Source organism: Nocardiopsis oceani, assembly GCF_054777395.1.
The window spans coordinates 1-21,698 of the sequence record NZ_BAAHAR010000067.1; the positions used below are offsets into that span (position 1 = coordinate 1).

A 21,698-nucleotide genomic window follows, 5' to 3' on the forward strand; every position below is an offset into this window, starting at 1 on the left:
GACGTGGTCGTCGCAGAAGACGTAGAGTGCGGTCAGAAGGGTGTCCAGGTCTCGTTTCACACCAAGACTCTGCGGCACCCTTCGCTGTGTCCGCTACCTGCTTACACATCGGACTCACTCATCTAGGCGGCGGCAACCACTTCCTGGAGGTGTGCCTGGACGACGACGGCACCGTCTGGCTCGTCCTGCACTCCGGATCCCGCAACATCGGCAAGGAACTGGCCGACCACCACATCGGCCGGGCGCAGTCCCTTCCGCACAACCAGGACCTGCCCGACCGCGACCTCGCGGTGTTCCTGTCCGACACCCCGGAGATGGACGCCTACCGCCGCGACCTCTTCTGGGCCCAGGACTACGCACGCCGCAACCGCGACGTCATGATGGGCCTGGCCTGCCGCGTCCTGGCCAACCGCGTCCCCGGCACGACCTTCGAACAGTGGATCTCCTGCCACCACAACTACGTGGCCGAAGAGACCTACGAAGGCGTGGACGTGCTCGTCACCCGCAAGGGCGCCATCCGTGCCGGACAGGGCGATCTCGGGATCATCCCGGGCAGTATGGCGACCGGAACCTACATCGTCCGCGGTCTGGGCAACCCCGACTCGTTCAACTCCGCGTCACACGGGGCGGGGCGCCGGATGAGCCGCAACAAGGCCCGCAAGACCTACAGCGAAACCGACCTGGCCCAGCAGACCAAGGGCGTGGAGTGCCGCAAGGACCGCGGTGTCGTGGACGAGATCCCCGGCGCCTACAAGGACCTGGAATCGGTGATCGACGCCCAGACCGATCTGGTCGAGGTCGTCGCCCACCTGCGCCAAGTGGTGTGCGTCAAGGGCTGAGGGCCGGCCCATGTCGTACGGCGTGCCCGCGCAGTAGTGCAGTCGTGCAGTAGTGCAGCGCGGCCGGGCCGTACGGCATGCTGGGAGGGTGATCGAGAACCTGGACGCGGTGGTCCTGGCCGGGGGAGCGGCGACCCGCATGGGCGGCGCCGACAAACCCGGCCTGACCGTCGCCGGACGCACCCTCCTGGAGCGCGTGGTGGACACCGTCCGAGCGCACGCCCCCAGCGCCCGAGTGGTGGTGGTCGGCCCGGAACGGGACAGCCCGAGCGCCCACTACGTGCGCGAGGACCCGCCCGGCGGAGGGCCCGTCCCGGCCCTCGAAGCCGGGCTGCCGAGCGTGCGCGCCCCCTGGTGCGCACTGCTCGCCGCAGACCTGCCGCACCTGCGGCCCAGGCACCTCGAAGCCCTGCACACGGCGGCTCAGGGACGAGACGGGTCCGTACTCGTCGACGCCACCGGCCGCCAACAGTGGCTCACCGGGGTCTGGCGCACCGACGTCCTCCGCGCCGCGCTCGCCGACTACGGGGGCCGTTCGCTCTACGGCCTGCTGGAACCACTGGACCCCGCCCCAGTACCGGCCGACGGAGACCCCGAAACCTTCGACGTCGACACCCCAGAGGACCTGGAAGAAGCCCGCCGCCACCTCCGGTAGGACACACCGGAGACCTTGCCGAATCCGGGGAACTGGTCCACCATGTCCGCCATGATGATCAGGAAGGGCGGAGACCGCCCGGGCCGTTGAGCCCCACCGCGCCGACGTTCGGGTCGGCTGCCGAACTCCTCGTATCCCTTGAGGGCCTGAGCCTCCACTCGCGCACGCATGCGCTGACCGGCTACGCCCGCACCCACACCGGAACCCCGCACCTGACCGCGATCCTGCGCGGACTGGCAGCTTCGGGCCACCACCACGAAGCCCTGCACGCGGCGACCGCCGCCCGCGACCTGGACGTCGTCGCCGGGTACCTTTCCGGGCCCGACCTGGACCTGCGCCGCGCCGCCCTGCGCGCCGTGCGGACCCTCCCTGTCCCGGATGTCGCGGTCGCCCCCCTCTTGGACGACGCTCCTACGGGCCTGCGCCGCGCCCTCTACCGGACTCTCTTCCACGGCCGTCGCGCCGCGCTCGCCGATGCCCTTCTGCAGCGGGTACTCCACCAGCACGGTGATGCGGAGGCGGCGGCACTCCTGCCCGCCTGCACACCGGAGGCGGTCGCCCGCCACCTGGCCGACCTGGCGCACGCGGTCCGGTCCTGGCGGCGCCTGGCCCGCCGACACCCCGACACCGTGGCCGACCTGCTCACCGAACACATCACTGACCGGTTCACCATGAACGACTGGCGCCGTGCTCTGGAGGCACTGGACCCGGTCCGCCCGGCCCGGGTGGTGGAGATCGTCGGCGTCGGAGCCCTGACCGGTACGCACCTCCGCTGCCCCCGCGCCCGTCGGCTCGCCCACCCCGACCGGGTCGTCACCAAGCACCCCGATGTACCCGTCGGCCGCCTTTTGGAACGCCAGTTGCGTTTCGCCATGCGCAAGCGCTCAGGGGCGGTCCGGTGTGTGCTTCGTTCCATGCCCTGGGAGGTGGCGGAGCCCCTCCTGGACCGGGAAGTCGAGTACTGGACGCGTACCCGGAACCCCGAAGCCCTGCTGCCTTTCCTGGACTTGCTGCCCCGGGACCGTGCGGTGTCCCTGGCCCGCGGTGCCCTGGCGGAGCTCTCGGTGTTCCAACGGACCGGCAGCCGCACGCGCGACCCCGACCAGGACCTCGACGCGATCGCCCACTTGCCCTACGCGGAGGCGGCCGGGCCGCTCGGCGAGGCCGCTTCCTGTGGTGACCCCGCACGACGGGCGCGGGGCCTGGCCCGCTTGGTGGAGGCGTCCGCCCGCACCGGCGACCCGGGCGTGCTGGCCGCCGTCCTCACCGAACGGGTCGAACGCCACCGGGTGGACCGCGACGCGGTACGCCGCGCGCTACTGCTCACCCTGACCGACCTCGGCCCCCGACCTCTCGTGCGGTCCCTCCCGGTGCTGCACCGGTTGCTGGCGGACACCGCCCAGGCGCGTGACACTTCCGCCGCCACGCGCGGCGCTCTGCGGCACCTGGCCGCCCGGTTCCTGTCCCACCCGGAAACCCGCGCCCACGGGCCCGCAGTGGACTGGGGGATCGAGGTGTACCGGCGGCTCATCGAACGCTTCGGCGCCGAAGGCCTGGGTGACCCGGACCGGGCCCGGCACAGCGCGCCCTGGACCACGCGCCTCGGAGGGCGCAGGGTGCTTCCGTGGTGGATGCCGGAGACGCACAGCGGCCACCGGCACGGCCCCGAACCCCGCCTTTACCAGCTCCTTCCGCCCGGGGCGGAGTCCGTCCTCGTCGGTCGGCTGAGCGACTTCCTGACCGGGGCGTGCCGCCGCGGCGACCACGGTCCCGCCGTGGCCCTGGCCGGAGAGCTCGGCCGCCGGGCCCGCCACCTCACCGCGCTCGACGGCCTTCTGCGGGCGGCCGTACTGGCTGACCCCGACCCCGGTACCGTCGCGCGGGCGGCCGCCCTGTACCTGGCCGGGCCGGACCGGGCGGGCAGGGCGCTGAGCCTGTTCGAGGACGAACCGCACACCGCCCGCATCCCCAGGGTCTGGGACCTCCTTGTGCGGTACCAACCTCCCGCGGTGCTCCTGCGGGCCTTGGACGCCGTCGGTGCCTGCCAAGACGGGCCCGCGTGGGTTCCCCAGGCCCTCCGGACACGCGTCCTGCCCTCGGCCCGTATCTGGCCGCCGGAACTGAGGGAACGGCTCCGCGCGCACCTGACCGCCGTCGTCGAGGAGCCCTCGGTCCCCGCGGCCGACCGGGAGGCCGCCGTGCGTTCCCTGGGCGCGCTGCCCGGCGGTCACGCATACCTCGCCGGACACCTGGTCGGCGGCGACGTGGTTCTGCGCGAGGCTGCCCTGTCCGCGCTCGGCCGACCGATGATCCCGAGCACGCCCTGGAACTGATCACGGAGCACTCCAGCGGCCCACAGTCGCGGGCGGTCGGGCCGGCCCTGTCCCGGTGCGCGGAGCGGGTTCGTCCCTCCCGCCTCGGGCCGCTCCTGTCCGGCGTCCCGGAGGGCGCGGGCAAGGTCGCCGTCCGCAGGGCCGCCGCCCGGCTCCTGGCCCGGCACCGCCCGCCTGAGGCGGTCTCCGCCCTCGCGAGGAGCCTGCGACGCGTGGACGAACACCGGGACGTGCTCGCCGCGGCGGCCGCCGCACTCCTCCGCTGTGCGGACGATCCCGAAGCACGGGCCGCCCTGGCCGAACGGGCACCGGACTTCGTGGAGGAGGAGATCCAGATCGCGCTCCTGGGCGTCGACCCGGCCCAGTTGGCGCCAGCCCTTCGAGAGCGCTCCGCCGAAACCCTCACCGCCCTTCCTGTGCCGACGCGCAGCCACTGGCGCATGGCCGACTGGTGGGCGCGGTGGGCCGCCTGGGGTTCGGAGACGGTCGACGACGTGGTCGAGGCGGTCCTCGACCTCGACCGTCCCTGTGACCGCGTGATGGCCACCTTCCGGCTGACGCTGAACCGCGGCAGGGGCCTGGACCGCCTCGGCGAGGTCCTGGACGGCCTCATGGCCCAGATCCCCGGCCCCGAGCAGGGCGTTCCGCATCCGGGACGGGGACCGTGTGCGCAAGAGAGGCAGGGCCAGCGCCCGGTACCAGTGGAGCTAGACCACCAGCGGGTGCGTACGGCCCGGAACAGGATGGTGCGCGTGCTCGACAGCCTGCACGAAGCCCTCCGGTGCGCGCCCGCCGGGGACACGGTCGTCCGGGAGCAGTCGGATCGTGCCCTGGCCCTGCTCACCGCCCGACCCGAGCTCGTGCGCTACGCCCTCGAAGCCGTGGGCGGTGACCTGACCCGCACTGTAAAGCTGGCCGAGGGTGAACCCGCACCCGAACAGGTGGTGGACCACCTGCTCCTGGCAGCCCGCTTGCTGGCCTCACGGCCCCACGGCGGTGTGCGCTGGCTGCACAGGGCCGTCGACCCGGTGTGTCCGCGTTACGGGCGCGCGAAGGTCGGCCTGGAGGTGCTGACGGTGGTGGCGCGCCGCCTGCTCACGGCGGCCGAGGACGACGGAGGCCCGGTCGGCCTCTATGCCGGCCTGACCGCGCTCAGCCTGGTCGAGAACGCGGCTCGTGAGAGCACCTGGGCGGATCCTTGGCCGGACCTGGTGGCGGATGCGGGCCGCAGCCGCCACGAGGAGGTCCGGCTGTCGGCCTGGAGCACGGCCCTGGGCTGAGAACCACGGAGCTCCGTGCTCCCAAGGCCACCCGACCGGACCACCGCCGACCCTAGCCGTTGAACTCGGACATGGGGACGGTCTCCTTGAGGAAGCCGCGCATACCGAGGAAGTTGGCGAGGTACTCCCGGTGCTCCCCACAGGCGACCCACACCTTGCGGCGGTCCGGCGTGTGCAGCTTCGGGTTGTTCCAGACGAGGGCCCACTCGGCCGGGGCTTTGCAGTCCCTGCGCGAGCAGTGTGCGTCCGGTGCGGTATTACCCAAAGCTGATCCCCAGGAGACAAAGCGGTTTCGATGGTCAACCCCCAGCCACGGCCGGGTATTCACCGACCGGCAGCGGACAAAAGGCGACGCCGGGTGGTTACGGGGGCAAACCACCCGGCGTCGCACGCGATGTTTCGACGGGGGCTCGAAACATCGCCCCGCGCTTCGACGGGGGACCGAAGCGCTAAGACCCAATGTACACCGCTGCCCCCCGGGGTACGTCAAGAGTCAGTTACGACGTTGTCTCGGGACAGTCCCACCGGGGGAGGGCCTTACGCCCCAGGTCAGGACTCATCTGGCATCCCGCCCTCCCTTCAGGCGCGCCATTCGTCCAACGAATCACCGCTCGCTCGGGTCAATTGAGCCCCAACCGGGACCAAAGTCCTCAGAAAATCGCGGTAAAGCGCCTCGATTCCCTCTCCGGAGAGGTTCCCGAGGGAAAACGGGGGATCCGTGTGGTCACCGCCGATCGGGGGGAGGCCGGGGTACGGGGACGCGTTCGCGCGACCCGCGCCACCGACTACGCAGGCGCCACCGACTACGCAGGGGGTCACCCATGACCGACCACACCTATCGCGTCACAGAGATCGTCGGGACCTCGCCCGACGGGGTCGACCAGGCCATCCGCAACGGAATCCAACGGGCCTCGGCCACGCTGCGCGGACTCGACTGGTTCGAGGTCACCGAGGTCCGCGGCCACATCGAGGGCGGCGACGTCGCCCACTTCCAGGTGGGCCTCAAACTCGGCTTCCGCTTGGAGGACTGACGTCCCCACCCGCGGACGCCGCTCCGACCACAGGCGCACGGCGCGAGGTGCCCGGACCCGCGCGGGTCCGGGCACCTCGCGCCGTGCAGTTATGACTCCGCCCGCCCTCCGACCGCGATCAGCCGGTCAGACGTCGTCCTCTCCGGGGTCTCCGCGCAGCACGTCCACGTGCACGTGGTCCAGGTGGCGCAGGATCTCGTTGTCCGGATCGGCGTCGTAGTGGCGCCAGCCCATCGACGGGTAGTACGTGCTCCAGATCTTGTCGTCGAAGATGATCACGTCGATCTGGTAGTCCGGGGCGTGCGCGATCAGCCAGTGCGCCAGCAGCCAGCCCTCGCGGCGGTTGTCCTCGTTGACCGGACGGTAGAAGATGTCCAGCGCACGGCCCTCGTAGTGGGCCGACCCCTCGCCGTGCCCGGAGTCGTACCCGCCGGGCACGTACCCGCCGATATCGGTGTCGGCGAAGTCGTTCTCGATGCCGGCCTTGAGCGTGGTGGCGCGCGGGGTCAGGCCCGAGGGCTCCTCCTCCTCGAACTCCACCTCCTCGCCGGAGTAGCGGCAGCTCAACGAGGGACCCGCGTCCTCCTCCGGTCCGTTGACGAGGACGTCCATGACCTCTTCGGGGATGTCGTCGACGTTCGGCTGCTCGATGGGGGCGCTGTCCCCCTGAGCGATCACGGCCGCGGCGGTGCTGGCCCGCTTGGCCTGGTCCCGGTCGAGGCGGACCTGCTCGTCACCGGCGTACACGGAACATTCCGGCCCCCACGGGGCGGAGGTCGGGAAGATCCGCTCCTGGTTCTCCACCACCCAGCGGGTGCCGATGACCGCGACCGTGGCCAGCACGGCCAGGATCGCCACCGACGTGATCAACCCGTGCCAACGGCGCTCGGGTCTGACGGACCTGTGTGTCATGGACTCTGCCCCTCTACGCCGGGGACGGACGGCCGCTCAACCGTCGACGTCCCGGGCGCCAGTGTCTACGGCTCCCGCATAGGTTTCTCCGTCTATGGGACACGGCGGACCATTCTCCCATTCCCGACTGTGGCGAGGATCAAGCCGAAATCCACGCACCGATGCCCGCCGAACGCAGCCCGTCGGCGATCGACCCGGCCCCGGGGCCTGTTCAGATGACCGACCAGAGCACGAAAAGGCCGCCCAGGAGCAGGGTCAGCGCCCAGATCCGGTCCATGGTCACGCCCTTCCACCGCAGAGCGTGCACCCCGAGGAAGTCGTAGGCGATCAGGGCCGCGACCCCGGCTGCGGCGAGCATCGCCAGGGTGTGCACCCCCGTGGCCGCGAGCCCGAGCAGGGTGGCGTCCCACAGGCTCCAGGCGCTTTCCGCGGCCTCTCCGGCCGGCCCCCCGCCCCCGACCGCCACGCCGTGATCCCCGTGGCCGCCGTCCTCGCCGCCGTGGCCGCTGTCGACGTGCGTGTGCGAGAGCTGGCCGGCCAGGACCGGCATCAGCATCAGCCCCGCCCCGTGCGCGGAGGACATCAGGAACGACCAAGCGGTCAGCTGCCACAGGGGAAGCCGCACGTCGCGCCAGTGGAAGTGCTGCCGGGACAGCAGCATCACGAGCCCCACCAGGACGATCACCCCGCCGCCCAGTACGGGGAAGAGGACCGACGCCGTGCTCGAACCCGTCACGGTGACCGCCACCGCCGCGATCGCGACACTGCCCGCGTGCCCTACCGCGATCGCCGGGAGGGCGCTCAGGACCTGGCCGCGACCGCCCTCCTGCAACCCTCTGCTGACGGCGAGTAGCCAACCCATCCCGGGGTGGAGTCCGTGAAAAGCGCCCAGTGCGACGAGAGTCCAGAGCTGCGCAGTGGTCACGGCGCCAGCGTCACACGCCCGCGCCGGGGCGGCAACCCTCGGTGACCAGCTGACCGACACCGGTCATTCCGCCCGCGCCAGGTTTGACCGCCGTGATCTTGCCCCTGTCTCCACCTTCGGCCGCCGAGGGTGGAGACAGGGGCAAGATCATCGGGGATCAGGGGCAGATCGCGTCGAGGTCAGTGGCCTCCGAACCCACCTGGCGGCCCGGGTCGGCGGGGGAGGGCTCGTCCAGACCGGTGTACTCCTGCCACTCGGTCCGCTCGTCCTCGCCCATCTCTTCCCACTCCTCCTCGGTCGGGTCCTCCGGGGCGCCGTTGCCCTCTCCGGCTTCGCCGTCCTCGCCGTTCTCCTCGGTCCCGTTCTCCCCGTCCTCGCCGGTGGGGGAGGCGTCGGGGTCGTCGGGAAGCTCGTCGCCGGTGGCGACTTCACCGCTGACGGCCTCGTCGACCAGCTCCTGGATCTCCTCCCAGTCCGGGTTGCCGGTGTTCACCTGGGGCGGCGACAGCTGCAGCGCGCTCATGTCCCCGGTGTCGGTGACCTGGTCGGCCAGCTCGATGAAGGCGGGCACCTTGGACTGGGGGATGTCGGTGCTGAGCGTGCGCTTGGTCGCGCCGGCCAGCTGGCGGTAGCTGGTGAGCACGGTGGTGGGGTCGACCTGCTCCGCCACGTACTTCATCAGGCAGCCCTGGCGGCCCATCCGCCCGTAGTCGTCGGTACCGATCCGGGTGCGGCCGTACCAGAGCGCCTCATAGCCGTCGAGGCGGCGGAGCCCGGGCTCCAGGACACCGCCGTGGATCCCGTACGGGATCGGCTCGTCGATGCGCACCTGCACGCCGCCGACGGCGTCGATCAGGTCGCGGAAGCCCAGCATGTCGACCATGGCGTAGTACTCCACGTCCAGGTCGAGGTTGTACCCGATGACCTTCTTGAGGGTGTCGGCGGAGGGGTCGGAGGCACGCGGGTTGAGGGCGAGCTCATCGGGCTCCTCGGCGACCGCCTCGTAGATGTCGTTGAGCAGCTGGTCGAAGCCCCACGGCTCCGGGAAGCGCTCGGCCAGTTCGCTGTCCTCGGGGAACTGCACGTTCTCCAGGTTGCGCGGCAGCCCCACCAGGACCACGTCGCCGGTCTCCGTGTCCAGACTCGCCACCATCATGGTGTCGGTGCGCACCCCGTGCCGCTCCTCCGCCGAGTCCGCCCCGATGAGGAGCACGTTGACCTGGTCGGCGCCGTTCCACGGGTCGGCCTCGTCATGCGGGGGGAGGTCGTCGCGCTCGGGGGCGTTGAAGACCGAGCCCAGCGTCTCGTAGGCCGTGTAACCGCCGTGCAGGGCCCAACCCGCGGGTACACCCAGGGTCAGGCACAGCAGTAGCACAACGGTGCCGCCGAGGACCCGGTGACCGCGCTTGGTGTCCTTCGGCCGGGTGATCACCCACGAGTGCACGATGACGGCCAGCCACAGGACCACGACCACGAACACGGCGCCCATCGCGCCCAGCAGGACCTGTTCCCGCACGGCCAGCCCGGCCAGCGTCGTCACGGTGGTCGAATCGTGCGCGCCCAACCGGAGCAACCAGACGACCAGCGCGGTGATCCCCAGAAGGTAGGTGCCGAGGACCAGTCCTCCGGCGGCCCTGCGCCTCATGCGCAGGTGGGCCACCCCGGGGAGGGGAAGCGACGCGGCGGTCCACAGCAGCGCCCCCCCAGTGCTCGGGCGCTCAGTGCTCGGGCGCTTGGGCGCCGCGTCCCGCCGCTCGTCCTCCGCTGCCACCAGCGATTCCTCTCAAGCCGCGGGGCGATCATGACCGCCGCCCCGTCGTCCTTTGTCCTGTGTCCGGTGTCCGCGCCACTGTCGCCGGGTGGCGGGCACCTCTGCTGTTGTGCCTCTTCTCAGGTACACGTCCGAAGACGGCCCTTTGGTTCCCTCTACCCCTCGGTCGGTTTCAGCTCCGCGGAGTACCGGTGCCCCTGGGGGGTGTCGAAAGGCCCGTGTGATCAGTGTGGCGCTTTGTCAGGGTTGTGTGCACGGCGGCCACCTCATAGGGACTGTTCTATACAAGTCTGTTATGTGGTCGGGAGGTCGTCGTTGAGGCTTTGGGGAGCGCCTCCGGTCCGCTCAAAGGGGTGAATCAACCGATTTCTTTCGCGATCAGTAGTGAACGCGCGCAACAGCTGCGATGATCTGGCCGGAGGAGGGGGCGCCGTCCGGGGGTATGGGCGGCGTCATGGGAACGAAAGGCAACTATCGTGCTCGATGCGGTTGACGCCGCTCTCATGCGGGCGTTGCAGGGGGACGGCAGAGCGACGTTCCAGGCCCTAGCCGACGGGGTGGGCCTGTCCCGGACTGCGGTACGCGCCAGAGTGCGCCAGCTCGTGCAGTCTGGGGCGATCAGAATTGTCGGGGTATTGCACGCCGGAGTGGTGGGCATGGAAGTCCTCGGCCACGTGTCGTTCCGTGTCAGCGGGCCGGTCGGTCCGCTGCTTGATGCGCTGGGGGAACGCGAGGCCGTGACCTTCGCGGCGCATGCGGCCGGGAGGTTCCCGGCCGTCGCACAGGTGCGCGTGGCCGATGACGCCGCGCTCACCAAGGAGCTCACCGACCTGCGCTCGCTACCCGGTGTGGACGGCGCGGAGGTCTTCCGGGCCAACGCCGTGTACAAGGACGCCCACAGCAGCGTGAGGGAACTACGCGACATAGAGTTGGACGCCTTGGACTGGCGTCTGGTTCGCCGACTACTCAAGGACGGTCGTGCTTCGTACGCCGACCTGGCCCGCCAGGTGGGCCTGTCACAGGCGGCGGCCCGGTCCCGGGTGGTGCGCCTGCTCAATTCGGGGGTGGTCCACGTGACCGCGCTCGTGGAGCCGTCGGCGGTGGGCGCCAACGAACAGATCGGCTTCGGCCTGCGCTGCCGGGGCGACGCCGACGCGCTCGGTACCGGCCTGGCCAACTTGTCCAGGATCTCTTTCCTGGCCAGTGGCTTCGGCCGTTACGACGTGGTCGGCACGCTCACCGCGCCGGACCGTCAGCAGCTGGTGGAAGCTCTGGAGACCGTTCGTGGAACCGCGTACGTCGGCCACGTCGAGACCTGGGAGCACCTCCAGGTGCGCAAGGAACGGCGGGGCGGCGAGCGTTCGGGCGGCTGGGTCCCCGACTGAACCGGACCCGAGCCGAGCCCCCGCTCACGCCGAGCCCCCCGCGCATCCGGGGGCTCCTCCCGTACTCCGTCCCCGCTCAGGGCGGGCCATGTGGCCTCGTGCTTTCCGTGTGCTCCATGATGGGCTCATGCTGACGGAGGGGCCGGCGGTGCCGGAGGGGACAGGGACACTGCGTTTGCGGGGCCAGACGTTCGAGGGGCACCGGTACGCGGTGATGGGGGTGATCAACCGGACCCCCGACTCTTTCTACGACCGGGGCGCCACCTACGCCCTCGACGCCGCGCTGGCCTCGGCCGACCACGCCGTGGCCGCGGGCGTGGACATCATCGACGTGGGCGGGGTCAAGGCCGGATACGGCGCGCACGTCGACGAGGCGGAGGAGATCCGCCGCACGGTGCCGTTCGTGCGGGAGCTGCGTGCCCGCCACCCCGGGGTGGTGATCTCCGTCGACACCTGGCGGGCCACGGTGGGCCGGGCCTGTGCCGAAGCAGGCGCGGACATGATCAACGACACCTGGGCCGGTGCCGACCCGGAGCTGGCCCGGGTGGCAGCGGAGTTCGGCACCGGGCTGGTGTGCAGTCACAGCGGCGGGTTGGCGCCGCGCACCGACCCCCACCGGGTGCACTACCGTGACGTCGTCGCCGACGTGGTGTCCGGGGTGTGTGCCCTGGCTGAACGCGCGGTGTCGTTGGGGGTCCGCCCCGACGGGGTGATGATCGACCCCACGCACGACTTCGGTAAGAACACGTACCAGTCCCTCGAGCTCACCCGGCGTCTCGGAGAGCTGGCCGCCACCGGTTGGCCGGTGCTCGTGGCCGTCTCCAACAAGGATTTCGTGGGGGAGACCCTCGAGGCCGGGCTCACCGAGCGCGGTGACGGGACGCTGGCCACCTTGGCGGTGTCCGCCCGGGAGGGGGGCCGGGTCTTCCGGGTGCACGACGTCGCCGCCGCCCGCGCGGCCCTGGACGTGGTCGCCGCCGTCAGCTGAGTGGGCGCGGCCGCGTAGGTTCGGACAGTGGACCGGCCGCTGAATGGCCGTTGGCCGCGGGCTGGGGCGACCGTGGGCGGCCCTTGTCATGCCTGGGATGCGACACGGGGGGTAGCTTTTCGGGTGCGCTCGGTGTTATCTGTAACCGGCGGTAGCATTTTTACGTGTTTCGGGCTGGCATGCCTTGCGTGACGCTTAAGTTACCGGTGAGTATGGAGGGGGTCGGTCCGAACCGACCGCACCGGGCGCGGGTGTAATGGAGGCTGACGTGGCGCTTGCGAAGACGTTGACGGCTGTGGGCACGGTGGCACTGGCTCGATGCGGCGGTCGGCCGTTCGGGACCCACCTCTTCTCCGTTTGGCCGGGGGCCGCGTTCGCCGCGACCGCCTTCCCGGTGCGCTGTGCTCCGGGCGACAACCTCGCGCTGCACGTCGCGGTCGCCCAAGCGCCCCCGGGATCCGCCTTGGTGGTGGACGTGGCGGGTGAGCCCGAATACGGCTACGTCGACGAGATCCTCGCGGTGGCCGCACGGACCGCCGGTGTGGCGGGGGTCGTCCTGGACGGCTGTGTGCGCGACATCGCCGCGATCGCCCGCTGCGAGCTCCCGGTCTTCGGGGCCGGGGTCGCGGTCAGAGAGGCCGGACACGACGCGGGCGGCTCCATCGGCCAGCAAGTCAGCATGGACGCGACCGGTCCCGTTCCGCTGTCCGTGCGCCGGGGCGACTGGATCGTCGCCGACGACGACGGCGTGGTCTGCCTGCCCCGCGGGCAGGTGAGCACGATCATCGCCGAGACCATGAGCAGCCTCTCCCGCGAACAGGAGCTCATCGAAGCGGTCAGCGCGGGGGAGAGCACCCTCGACCTGTTGGGTCTGGACCCGTCCAGGGTCACCGGCTGGGAGGGCGAGCCCGAGCCCGGCGTGCGGCGCGGCCGCCCGCGTTCCCTGAGTGCCCGTCGCGAGGCCCGGGCGGCGGAGGGCGGCTGTGTCCGGCCCCGGCTGGGTCCGCGCTCGGCGGTGGGCGACGTCTATGGAGGGGACTGACGCTCGCTTGTGTTCCGGGGCCGGTCCGCGGGGGATGCGGACCGGCCCCGGAGGTCACTCCTCCGTCAGGGAGAGCAGCTCGTCGATGTAGCAGGTGGCCTCGCGGGCGGCGCGGATGGCGTCCGCGTCCCGGATAGCCTCGGTCAGTCCGCTGTGGTCGATGCCGTCGGTGTCCGACGAGGGCCGGTTGGCCGCCTCGTCGCTCTGCTCGTACGCCGTGTGCGCGATGCTGGCGTAGACGACCTGGGCGATGTCGTCGTACAGGTCGATGAGCAGGGTGTTGTGGGTGGCGTTCACCACGGACCGGTGGAACGTGAAATCGGCCTCCACGAACGCGCCCATGTCCCGGTTGCGCCACGCCTCCTCGCGCAGGGCCATGGCGCGGTCGATGTCGGCCATGTCCTCGTCGCTGTGGCGCAGTGCGGCCAGGCGCGCGGCCTCGACCTCCAGTGCACGGCGCACCTCCAGGTTCTCCCTCAGCCGGGAGCGTTCCAGGCGGCGGCGCAGGGCCCCGCCGAGCTCGCTGGAGGCGCGGACGAAGGTTCCGGCGCCTTGGCGAATCTCCAGCAGCCCCGCGTGGGCGAGGGCCCGTACGGCCTCGCGTACGGTGTTACGGCCTACCTCGAGCTGTTCGGACAGCTCCGACTCGGTGGGGATGCGATCTCCCACGCCCCATTCACCCGAGTCGATCTGGGCTCTTAGCTGACTGATGACCTGGTCGACGAGACCGGTCCGGCGTGTCGAGGCGAGGGGCACGCTTATACCTCCTAGGGGCGGGTCGCCGGATGATTGGGCCAGCGCTCAGGTACGGATCGGTTAAAGCCGGAGCTTAGACCAGTTGGAGCTTGGAATTGGCCTTGAGCGACAATGCGTTATCCTCATGAAGTACATAGGGTCATCCTACGAATCTGTGAGCCGCCTTCCATGAGCGCCGCGCCGACGCGAAAGCACAACGTGCAGGACAGTCCCCTGAGCGGGTCAGACTCCGCCTCCGCACCCACCCGCGCGGGCCTTCTGCTGATCGCCTTGGCCATCGCACTGGCCGCCCTCAACCTGAGGACCGCGATCACGAGTGTGGGTCCGGTCCTCGACGAGGTCACCCAGGGGCTCGGCATGACCGCGGTGGGCGCCGGTATCCTCACGACCCTTCCCGTGCTCTGCTTCGCGCTCTTCGGCGGCCTCACCCCGTTCCTCGGCCGCCGGCTCGGCTCGCACCACCTGCTCGTCTACGCGCTGGCGGCCCTCACCGTCGGCCTCGTCGCCCGCTCCCTGGCCCCCGAGCCCTGGCTGTTCCTCGCCCTGAGCGTCGTGGCACTCTCCGGCGGCGCGATCGGCAATGTCATCCTCCCGGCTTTGGTGAAGCAGCACTTCCCGCACCGGGTGGGGCTGATGACCACGGTGTACACCACCGGCCTGGCCTTGGGCACGGCCGTCGCCGCCGCTGCCACCGTCCCCATGGAACAGGCCACCGGCGAGTGGCGGATCGCCATCGGCGCCTACGCCCTCTTCGGCCTGGCCGCCGTGCTGCCGTGGCTGCTGGCCCTGCGCCACGAACCCGCTCCCGGCGACGCCCGGCAGGCGCTGAGCGTGCGCCAGGTGCTGGGCACGGGTATCGGATGGCAGGGCGTCCTGTACTTCGGCACCCAGTCCTCCCTCGCCTACATCATGTTCGGTTGGTACGCCCAGATGCTCCGCGACCAGGGCCTCGACGCCCAGTCCGCGGGGGTGATGCTGGGCTATCTCACCGCCCTGGGCATCCCGATGTCCCTGGTCATGCCCACGCTCATCGTCCGCGTACGCGACCAGCGGGTCTTCGTCGTACTGTTCGTGGTCGCCTACATCATCGGCTTCAGCGGGCTCTGGATCTCCCCGCTGGCCGGAACCTGGGTGTGGACCACCTTCATCGGCATCGGCATGGGCAGCTTCGTGCTGGCGCTGACCATCTTCGCGGTGCGCACCCGCACGGCCGAGGGCACGGCGGCGATGTCCGCCTCCAGCCAGAGCCTCGGCTACCTGCTGGGAGGGGCCGGGCCCTTCCTCTTCGGCCTGCTGCACGAACTCAGCGGCGGCTGGCACGCGCCGCTGGCGCTGGCGATGTCCCTCGTGGCCCTCAACCTCGTTGTGGGGCTCCTCCTTGGCCGCCCCCGCTACTTGGAGGACGCCATCGACGCGAAGGCCGCTGCGCGGGCCTGAGCGCCGCAGAGGATGACGGGAGGGTTCCCGGCGGGGCCGGGGAGCGGACCCGGGGCGATGCGGAGGGGCGAGGCTCCGGGGCTCAGATCGGGAGCCAGTCGATCCGTCCGATGAGGTACACGGCGCCCACGAACGCCACGATGTCGATCACCGTGTGCGCCACCACCAAGGGCATCACGCGGCCGTAGCGCACGTAGAACCAGCCGAACACGAGTCCCATCACCAGGTTGCCGACGAACATCCCGACCCCCTGGTACAGGTGGTAGAAGGCGCGCACCACCGAGCTGGCCAGCACGGCCTTCCATGGCGACCACCCCAACTGCCCCAACCGGTGCAGCAGGTAGCCCACCACGATCACCTCTTCGAGGATCCCGTTCTTGAGCGCTTGGAGGACCAGGATGGGCATGTCCCACCAGTTGCCCTCCAAGGTGCTCGGCACGATGGTGCGGGTGAGACCGAGCTGCCAGGAGACGACGTAGACGGCCAGGCCGCCGACGCCGATCAGTCCGGCCAGGGCCAGCCCGCTCCAGGTGTCGAAACCCGGCCTGCGCAGGTCGAAGCCGATCGTGCGCGCCGATCCCCCGCTCCGGTGCAGCAGGTACACCACGAGCGCGACCGGGGCCAGCGCGAAAGCCACCGCGTACAGCTGGTAGGCGAGGTCGAGCCACGGGCGGCCCTCGGCGCGGGTCGGGATGAGGCTGGCGGTCTGCTCCGCCATCGACTCGGGCGCGGTGAGTACACCGACGAACGCGATGGTCGCCGACACCGCGGCGGCGCCCAGGGAGACGGCGAGTACGCACAGGATCTCCCAGCGCAGCAGGGAGCGGCTGGGGAGGAAGTTCGGGACTGCGGCTGCCGCGCTGGTCCCCTCGTGAGGGGTGGGGGCCGACTTGCGCGGGTCGTCATGGGTTCTGTCGGTCACGCGTCGAATCTACGCGGTCCGGGCAAGGCCCAGCTCCGGTCCAGGGGTGCCCGGTGCCACCGGTGCGCCGGTGCCGACCGGAGCGGGCCCGTTGCGGGACAGGGGTGTCGGGCGGGTGGTGTTCGGTAGCTGCGGTGTGCGGGTCAGGGTTGTGCGGGGCCGAAGCGGCGCTGCGTGGACGCCGCCCCGGCCGCACAGGTTCTGTGGGCTACTCTTCGCCCTCGTCGTCCATACCGTCGTCGAGGTCGTCTTCGAGGCCGTCGTCCTCGACCTCGACGCCCGGGTCGTCGACAGCGCCGTCCTCACAGGCCGCGACGCCGAACACGGCGACCGCGGCGATCGCGCTTCCGGCGAGCAAGCGGCGGGCCGTGATGAGGGTCTCCTTGCTGATGTCCTCGAGCTTCACAGTGACTCCATGTGATCGGGGATGTGTGCTGCGGGTCGGCCCGACGGGACGCCTGTGGGCCGTCTCGCGGTACCGGCCCTGGAAAGGTCGGCGCGAGCCGGGCGTTATTATTCTGTGACCCATGCACGAAACACGATATTGGAGTTTCTCCGATGTGACCAGGGGGCGCGCGATCGCATATGGCCGCATCCGGCCAGTAAACCCTGTTTAACTGCTGTGAGCTGGGAAGCGGCGAGCAGAATGCTGCTCAGAAGCCGAGTTATGTCGCCCAAATCAGTGTCTATCGTACTGCACCGCTTGTGTATTGCTTCATGTAGTACGACGCGAATTGGAGAGTTTAACGCAGGTAGCCAACGGCGAGCGCGAGTGCTGCCAGGGCACGGAACACCAGAGCACGGAAAAGCCGCCGGCCATGCGCGTGTGACACGGACCGCGCATGGCCGACGGCTAGGGGGGAGAGGTCGTCCCGCCCCGCCCCAGCCACGAAAGCGGGGAGGGACGACCTCTGGGGAACGAAGACCAGAATCAGTGAGCCGCTGAGAACTGGTCTTCCTCGGTGGAGCCGGTGAGAGCCGTGGTGCTGGCCTCGGGGGAGATGGTCGTGCTGATGGCGTCGAAGTAGCCGGTGCCGACCTCGCGCTGGTGGCGCGTGGCGGTGTAGCCGTCGGCCTCGGACGCGAACTCGGCCTCCTGGAGCTCGACGTACGACGTCATGCCGTTCTTGGCGTAGCCCTTGGCCAGGTCGAACATCGAGTGGTTGAGCGAGTGGAAGCCCGCCAGGGTGATGAACTGGAACTTGTAGCCCATGTGGCCCAGCTCGCGCTGGAACTTCGCGATGGTCGCGTCGTCGAGGTGACGCTTCCAGTTGAAGGACGGCGAGCAGTTGTAGGCCAGCATCTGGTCCGGGTACTCGGCCTTGATGCGCTCGGCGAAGCGGCGGGCGACCTCGAGGTCGGGCGTCGCGGTCTCCATCCAGAGCAGGTCGGAGTGCGGCGCGTAGGCCAGACCGCGGGCGACGCAGGCGTCGACGCCGTTGCGGAAGCGGTAGAAGCCCTCGTCGGTGCGCTCACCGGTGGTGAAGGCCTGGTCGCGCTCGTCGATGTCGCTGGTGATCAGCGTCGCGGCCTGAGCGTCGGTCCGCGCGATGACCAGGGACGGGACACCGGCGACGTCCGCGGCGAGGCGGGCGGCGTTCAGCGTCTTGACGTGCTGGCTGGTCGGGATCAGGACCTTGCCGCCCAGGTGGCCGCACTTCTTCTCGGAAGCGAGCTGGTCCTCCCAGTGGACGCCGGCGGCGCCGGAGGCGATCATGCCCTTCATCAGCTCGTAGGCGTTCAGGACGCCGCCGAAGCCGGCCTCGGCGTCGGCCACGATCGGAGCCAGCCACTCGGGGGCGGTGTCGTCACCCTCGGACCAGGTGATCTGGTCGGCGCGCATGAGCGCGTTGTTGATGCGGCGGACGACGGCCGGGACCGAGTTGGCCGGGTAGAGGCTCTGGTCCGGGTAGGTGCTGCCCGACAGGTTGGCGTCGGCCGCGACCTGCCACCCGGAGAGGTAGATGGCCTTCAGGCCGGCGCGGACCTGCTGGACCGCCTGGTTACCGGTCAGCGCACCGAGGCTGTTGACGTAGTCCTCGTTGTGGAGCAGGTCCCAGAGGCGCTCGGCGCCGCGGCGGGCCAGGGTGTGCTCCTCCTGCACGGAGCCGCGGAGCTTGACGACGTCATCGGCGGAGTAGGTGCGCTCGATACCGGCCCACCGGGGGTTGGTCTCCCAGTCGCGCTGCAGTTCGGCGCTGGCTTCCTGACGTCGAGCGCTGGTGCTCATCTTCGTTCCCGCCTTCGTGTAGTCCCCAAGGTGTTCACACCGGTCGAGAGAGGCCTTACAGGGACAGGGGGTGATCCCTGTGCGGTAAGTTCCCCGCCGGTAACTATGATTCTTGAGCAAGATCCAAGACTTTTCCACTCGAAATCGGGTGAAGATCTTCGTTTCTTCTCCTACAATGAACGCATGGCGTACTTTGGTGCTGAAGAAATACCGACTTTGACAGGTGACCTAGATCTCGTCACCTTCGGGCAGCGGCTCCGTCACCTGCGCAAGACGCGCGGCTTGACCCTGTCTGACCTGGGTGAACGTGTGGGCCGGGCGCCCTCGCAGCTCTCACTGCTGGAGAACGGCAAACGTGAACCCAAGCTCTCCCTCCTCACGTCCCTGGCGACCGCCCTCGGTGTCTCCGTGGAAGAACTTCTTTCGAGGCAGCCTCCGAGCCGTCGCGCCCAGCTCGAGATCTCGGTCGAGGAGGCGCAGCGGGACTCCCTCTACCAAGGCCTCAACCTCCCGCACCTGAAGGTGGGCAAGCGGGTCCCCAACGACGTCCTCGAGCACATCGTGGGCCTGTACGACGAGCTCAAGCGGCGCCACGCCAAGCCGACCGCCACCCCCGAGGAGGCCCGCAGGGCCAACGCCGACCTGCGGCGGCAGATGCGTGAGCGCGGCAACTACTTCGAGGGCATCGAGAAGGCGGCCGCCGAAACCCTGGCGGCGGTCAACTACACCGCCGGGCCCCTCTCCCAGGGGCAGATCCTGGCGATCGCCACCCACCACGGGTTCTCCCTGAAGTACGTCCAGGACCTTCCCCGCTCTGTGCGCTCCCTGACCGACCACGTCAACCGGCGCATCTACCTCAAGCGCGAGACGACCCTGGGCATGCACAGCCCGCGCACGATCCTCCTGCAGACCCTGGGCCACGTGATCCTGGGGCACAAGCAGCCCCGCGACTTCGGTGACTTCCTCCGCCAGAGGGTGGAGGCCAACTACTTCGCGGCGGCAGTCCTCATCCCCGAGGCCACTGCCGTGACCTACCTCCAGGAGGCCAAGAAGGCCCGCGACCTCTCCGTGGAGGACCTGCGCGACGTCTACTCCGTCTCCTACGAGATGGCCGCGCACCGGTTCACCAACCTGGCCCACCGCCACCTGGACCTGGTCTGCCACTTCATCCGCAACGACGAGACCGGCATCATCTACAAGGCCTACGAGAACGACGGCCTCGTCTTCCCCACCGACGACACCGGCGCCATCGAGGGCCAGCGGATGTGCCGCCAGTGGTCGGGCCGCCAGGTCTTCCAGTCCCCGGACAGGTACTCGATCTACTACCAGTACACGGACAAGCCCAACGGCACGCACTGGTGTGTGGCGCACGTCGACCCCAGCCAGGAGCGCAACTACGCGATCACGCTGGGCGTGCCCTACAAGGAGTCCCGTTGGTTCCGCGGCCGCGAGACCACCAACCGCACCAAGTCCAACTGCCCCAGCGGGGAGTGCTGCGTCCGTCCTCCCGCCGAGCTGGCCACCCGCTGGGAGGGCAATGTCTGGCCCTCGGCCCGTGCCCACTCGCACGTGCTGTCGGCCCTGCCCTCCGGGACCTTCCCCGGCGTGGACGAGCACGACGTCTACACGTTCTTGGACAAGCACAGCGTGGACTGATCCCGGCCTGTCCGGCCTGTCCGGTATGCCGAGCGCCTGAGAAGGGGGCCGACGCACGCGGCGTCGGCCCCCTTCTCTGCGTTCTCTGCGTCCGAGCCCTGTGGCTTCCGGGGGTGTCCCGGTCCCTGTGGTGGCCGTGGCCGGGGTCCGATTGTGCCTGCCCAGGGCGACTGTTACCTTTGGTAACACCCATCAAGAACCCCTCCCCGGGTCGACAGTCGACAAAGGATTTATGCGCATGAGTGAGGCCACCGCACCCGCCTTCAGCCTGGAACTGAGCGAGGACGTTCGCGATGTCCGGGACTGGGCCCACGGATTCGCCAAGGACGTCATCCGCCCCGCCGCCGCCGAATGGGACGAGCGGGAGGAGACCCCCTGGCCGATCATCCAGGAGGCCGCCAAGATCGGGCTCTACTCACTCGACTTCTTCGCCAACCAGTGGCTGGAGCCCTCCGGCCTCGGGATTCCCGCCGCTTTCGAGGAGCTCTACTGGGGCGACCCGGGCATCGCCCTGTCCATCACCGGTACCGGCCTGGCAGCGGTCTCGGTCGCCTCCAACGGAACCCAGGAGCAGCTCTTCGAGTGGGTGCCGCAGATGTTCGGCAGCGCCGACGACATCAAACTCGGCGCGTTCTGCTCCTCCGAGCCCAACGCCGGCTCCGACGTGTCCGCGATCAAGACCCGCGCCGTCTACGACCAGGCCAAGGACGAGTGGGTGCTCAACGGCGTCAAGACCTGGGCCACCAACGGCGGCATCGCCGACGTCCACGTCGTCGTCGCCTCCGTCGAGCCCGAGTTCGGCTCCCGAGGGCAGGCCTCCTTCATCATCCCGCCGAACACCCCCGGCCTCTCCCAGGGCCAGAAGTTCCAGAAGCACGGCATCCGCGCCTCGCACACCGCCGAGGTCGTCCTCGACGACGTCCGCGTCCCCGGCTCCTGCCTCCTCGGCGGCAAGGAGAAGCTCGACGAGCGCCTCGCCCGCGCCCGCGAGGGCAAGCGCTCCAAGGGCCAGGCCGCCATGAAGACCTTCGAGGCCTCCCGTCCGAGCGTCGGCGTCATGGCGGTGGGCACGGCGCGTGCCGCCTACGAGTACGCCCGCGACTACTCCGTCCAGCGCGAGCAGTTCGGCAAGCCGATCGGTGACAACCAGGGCGTGGCCTTCCTCCTCGCGGACATGGCCACCCGCATCGACGCCGCGCGTCTTCTGGTGTGGCGTGCCGCCTGGATGGCCCGCAACGGCAAGGACTTCAACAACGCCGAAGGGTCGATGAGCAAGCTCTACGCCTCGGAGACCGCCACCTTCGTCACCCAGAACGCTCTGCGCATCCTGGGCGGCAACGGCTACACCCGCGAGTACCCGGTGGAGCGCTGGCACCGCGACGCCACGATCTTCACGATCTTCGAGGGCGCCAGCGAGATCCAGAAGCTCATCATCGGCCGCACCATCACCGGCCTGCCCGTCCGCTGAACCTGCTCCGCAGGAGCGCGGCGCACCGGGCGGCGGTGTGCGGGCGCGCCGGGGGTGGACGGTCCCCG

Annotated in this window: 18 protein-coding genes and 1 pseudogene; 11 read left to right on the plus strand and 8 right to left on the minus strand. The window is 70.0% G+C overall.

Features of this window, described 5'->3' with window-relative positions; genetic code table 11:
• Nucleotides 1-122: 122 nt before the first annotated feature.
• From ACYVDG_RS29865 to ACYVDG_RS29880, 4 genes and pseudogenes are all read left to right on the plus strand, one after another.
• Nucleotides 123-839: pseudogene (locus ACYVDG_RS29865) on the plus strand (RtcB family protein); the annotation flags it as partial.
• 88 nt (nucleotides 840-927) lie between these two features.
• Entirely contained in the window at nucleotides 928-1,494 is a 567-nt protein-coding gene (gene mobA, locus ACYVDG_RS29870) for a molybdenum cofactor guanylyltransferase (RefSeq protein WP_460762084.1), read from the plus strand.
• A gap of 86 nt (nucleotides 1,495-1,580) precedes the next feature.
• Nucleotides 1,581-3,827 carry a hypothetical protein gene (locus ACYVDG_RS29875; protein ID WP_460762089.1) on the plus strand — a complete coding sequence of 749 codons (2,247 nt, stop codon included), beginning with the start codon at nucleotides 1,581-1,583 and terminating at the stop codon, nucleotides 3,825-3,827.
• A 212-nt stretch (nucleotides 3,828-4,039) separates the two neighbouring features.
• The gene (locus tag ACYVDG_RS29880) at nucleotides 4,040-5,107 is read left to right on the plus strand and encodes a hypothetical protein (RefSeq protein WP_460762092.1); all 1,068 of its coding nucleotides are present in this window, start codon (nucleotides 4,040-4,042) and stop codon (nucleotides 5,105-5,107) included.
• Between the two features lie 52 nt (nucleotides 5,108-5,159).
• On the opposite strand, the gene ACYVDG_RS29885 is transcribed toward ACYVDG_RS29880, so the two are convergent.
• The gene (locus ACYVDG_RS29885; RefSeq protein ID WP_460762095.1) at nucleotides 5,160-5,372 is read right to left on the minus strand and encodes a hypothetical protein; all 213 of its coding nucleotides are present in this window, start codon (nucleotides 5,370-5,372) and stop codon (nucleotides 5,160-5,162) included.
• 556 nt (nucleotides 5,373-5,928) lie between these two features.
• On the opposite strand from ACYVDG_RS29885, the gene ACYVDG_RS29890 reads away from it, so the two are divergent.
• Nucleotides 5,929-6,138, plus strand: a complete 210-nt coding sequence (locus ACYVDG_RS29890; RefSeq protein WP_460762100.1) for a dodecin — start codon at nucleotides 5,929-5,931, stop codon at nucleotides 6,136-6,138.
• Nucleotides 6,139-6,264: 126 nt separating this feature from the next.
• Here ACYVDG_RS29890 and ACYVDG_RS29895 read toward each other — a convergent pair whose 3' ends face one another.
• From ACYVDG_RS29895 to ACYVDG_RS29905, 3 genes are all read right to left on the minus strand, one after another.
• Complete coding sequence (locus ACYVDG_RS29895; protein WP_460762105.1) at nucleotides 6,265-7,050, minus strand: hypothetical protein; 786 nt, start codon at nucleotides 7,048-7,050, stop codon at nucleotides 6,265-6,267.
• A 211-nt stretch (nucleotides 7,051-7,261) separates the two neighbouring features.
• Nucleotides 7,262-7,975, minus strand: a complete 714-nt coding sequence (locus ACYVDG_RS29900; RefSeq protein ID WP_460762110.1) for a cell wall anchor protein — start codon at nucleotides 7,973-7,975, stop codon at nucleotides 7,262-7,264.
• A gap of 157 nt (nucleotides 7,976-8,132) precedes the next feature.
• A complete protein-coding gene (locus ACYVDG_RS29905) occupies nucleotides 8,133-9,746 on the minus strand; it encodes an LCP family protein (protein ID WP_460762113.1) in 1,614 nt (537 codons plus the stop codon).
• A 476-nt stretch (nucleotides 9,747-10,222) separates the two neighbouring features.
• Between ACYVDG_RS29905 and ACYVDG_RS29910 the strand changes: the two genes are divergently transcribed.
• The 3 genes from ACYVDG_RS29910 to ACYVDG_RS29920 all read left to right on the plus strand — a co-directional run bounded on the left by ACYVDG_RS29910 (nucleotide 10,223) and on the right by ACYVDG_RS29920 (nucleotide 13,161).
• The gene (locus ACYVDG_RS29910; RefSeq protein WP_460762118.1) at nucleotides 10,223-11,131 is read left to right on the plus strand and encodes an Lrp/AsnC family transcriptional regulator; all 909 of its coding nucleotides are present in this window, start codon (nucleotides 10,223-10,225) and stop codon (nucleotides 11,129-11,131) included.
• A 127-nt stretch (nucleotides 11,132-11,258) separates the two neighbouring features.
• The gene (gene folP, locus ACYVDG_RS29915) at nucleotides 11,259-12,119 is read left to right on the plus strand and encodes a dihydropteroate synthase (RefSeq protein ID WP_460762121.1); all 861 of its coding nucleotides are present in this window, start codon (nucleotides 11,259-11,261) and stop codon (nucleotides 12,117-12,119) included.
• A gap of 295 nt (nucleotides 12,120-12,414) precedes the next feature.
• Nucleotides 12,415-13,161 carry an RraA family protein gene (locus ACYVDG_RS29920; RefSeq protein ID WP_460762180.1) on the plus strand — a complete coding sequence of 249 codons (747 nt, stop codon included), beginning with the start codon at nucleotides 12,415-12,417 and terminating at the stop codon, nucleotides 13,159-13,161.
• 54 nt (nucleotides 13,162-13,215) lie between these two features.
• Here the strand turns inward: ACYVDG_RS29920 and ACYVDG_RS29925 are convergent, their stop codons facing one another.
• Nucleotides 13,216-13,917 carry a FadR/GntR family transcriptional regulator gene (locus tag ACYVDG_RS29925; protein WP_460762125.1) on the minus strand — a complete coding sequence of 234 codons (702 nt, stop codon included), beginning with the start codon at nucleotides 13,915-13,917 and terminating at the stop codon, nucleotides 13,216-13,218.
• 168 nt (nucleotides 13,918-14,085) lie between these two features.
• Here ACYVDG_RS29925 and ACYVDG_RS29930 point away from each other — a divergent pair, with 168 nt between their 5' ends.
• The gene (locus tag ACYVDG_RS29930) at nucleotides 14,086-15,354 is read left to right on the plus strand and encodes a CynX/NimT family MFS transporter (protein ID WP_460762129.1); all 1,269 of its coding nucleotides are present in this window, start codon (nucleotides 14,086-14,088) and stop codon (nucleotides 15,352-15,354) included.
• An 82-nt stretch (nucleotides 15,355-15,436) separates the two neighbouring features.
• Here ACYVDG_RS29930 and ACYVDG_RS29935 read toward each other — a convergent pair whose 3' ends face one another.
• The 3 genes from ACYVDG_RS29935 to aceA all read right to left on the minus strand — a co-directional run bounded on the left by ACYVDG_RS29935 (nucleotide 15,437) and on the right by aceA (nucleotide 18,506).
• Nucleotides 15,437-16,276 (minus strand): CPBP family intramembrane glutamic endopeptidase, encoded by an 840-nt coding sequence (locus ACYVDG_RS29935; RefSeq protein ID WP_460762134.1) that lies wholly within the window; start codon nucleotides 16,274-16,276, stop codon nucleotides 15,437-15,439.
• A 208-nt stretch (nucleotides 16,277-16,484) separates the two neighbouring features.
• Nucleotides 16,485-16,682: a hypothetical protein gene (locus ACYVDG_RS29940; protein WP_460762138.1), complete on the minus strand. Its 198-nt coding sequence runs from the start codon at nucleotides 16,680-16,682 to the stop codon at nucleotides 16,485-16,487.
• Between the two features lie 525 nt (nucleotides 16,683-17,207).
• Nucleotides 17,208-18,506 carry an isocitrate lyase gene (gene aceA / locus ACYVDG_RS29945; RefSeq protein ID WP_460762141.1) on the minus strand — a complete coding sequence of 433 codons (1,299 nt, stop codon included), beginning with the start codon at nucleotides 18,504-18,506 and terminating at the stop codon, nucleotides 17,208-17,210.
• A gap of 216 nt (nucleotides 18,507-18,722) precedes the next feature.
• Here aceA and ACYVDG_RS29950 point away from each other — a divergent pair, with 216 nt between their 5' ends.
• Nucleotides 18,723-20,162: a helix-turn-helix domain-containing protein gene (locus tag ACYVDG_RS29950; protein WP_460762148.1), complete on the plus strand. Its 1,440-nt coding sequence runs from the start codon at nucleotides 18,723-18,725 to the stop codon at nucleotides 20,160-20,162.
• 238 nt (nucleotides 20,163-20,400) lie between these two features.
• On the plus strand, nucleotides 20,401-21,630 hold the full coding sequence (locus ACYVDG_RS29955) for an acyl-CoA dehydrogenase family protein (protein ID WP_460762151.1): 1,230 nt from the start codon (nucleotides 20,401-20,403) through the stop codon (nucleotides 21,628-21,630).
• Nucleotides 21,631-21,698 lie beyond the last annotated feature (68 nt).

Excerpts from the sequence above, each read along its gene's own strand:
- ACYVDG_RS29890 (WP_460762100.1), top strand. The coding sequence starts at position 5,929 with ATGACCGACCACACCTATCGCGTCACAGAGATCGTCGGGACCTCGCCC.
- ACYVDG_RS29895 (WP_460762105.1), bottom strand. The coding sequence starts at position 7,050 with ATGACACACAGGTCCGTCAGACCCGAGCGCCGTTGGCACGGGTTGATC.
- folP (WP_460762121.1), top strand. The coding sequence starts at position 11,259 with ATGCTGACGGAGGGGCCGGCGGTGCCGGAGGGGACAGGGACACTGCGT.
- ACYVDG_RS29930 (WP_460762129.1), top strand. The coding sequence starts at position 14,086 with ATGAGCGCCGCGCCGACGCGAAAGCACAACGTGCAGGACAGTCCCCTG.
- aceA (WP_460762141.1), bottom strand. The coding sequence starts at position 18,506 with ATGAGCACCAGCGCTCGACGTCAGGAAGCCAGCGCCGAACTGCAGCGC.
- ACYVDG_RS29955 (WP_460762151.1), top strand. The coding sequence starts at position 20,401 with ATGAGTGAGGCCACCGCACCCGCCTTCAGCCTGGAACTGAGCGAGGAC.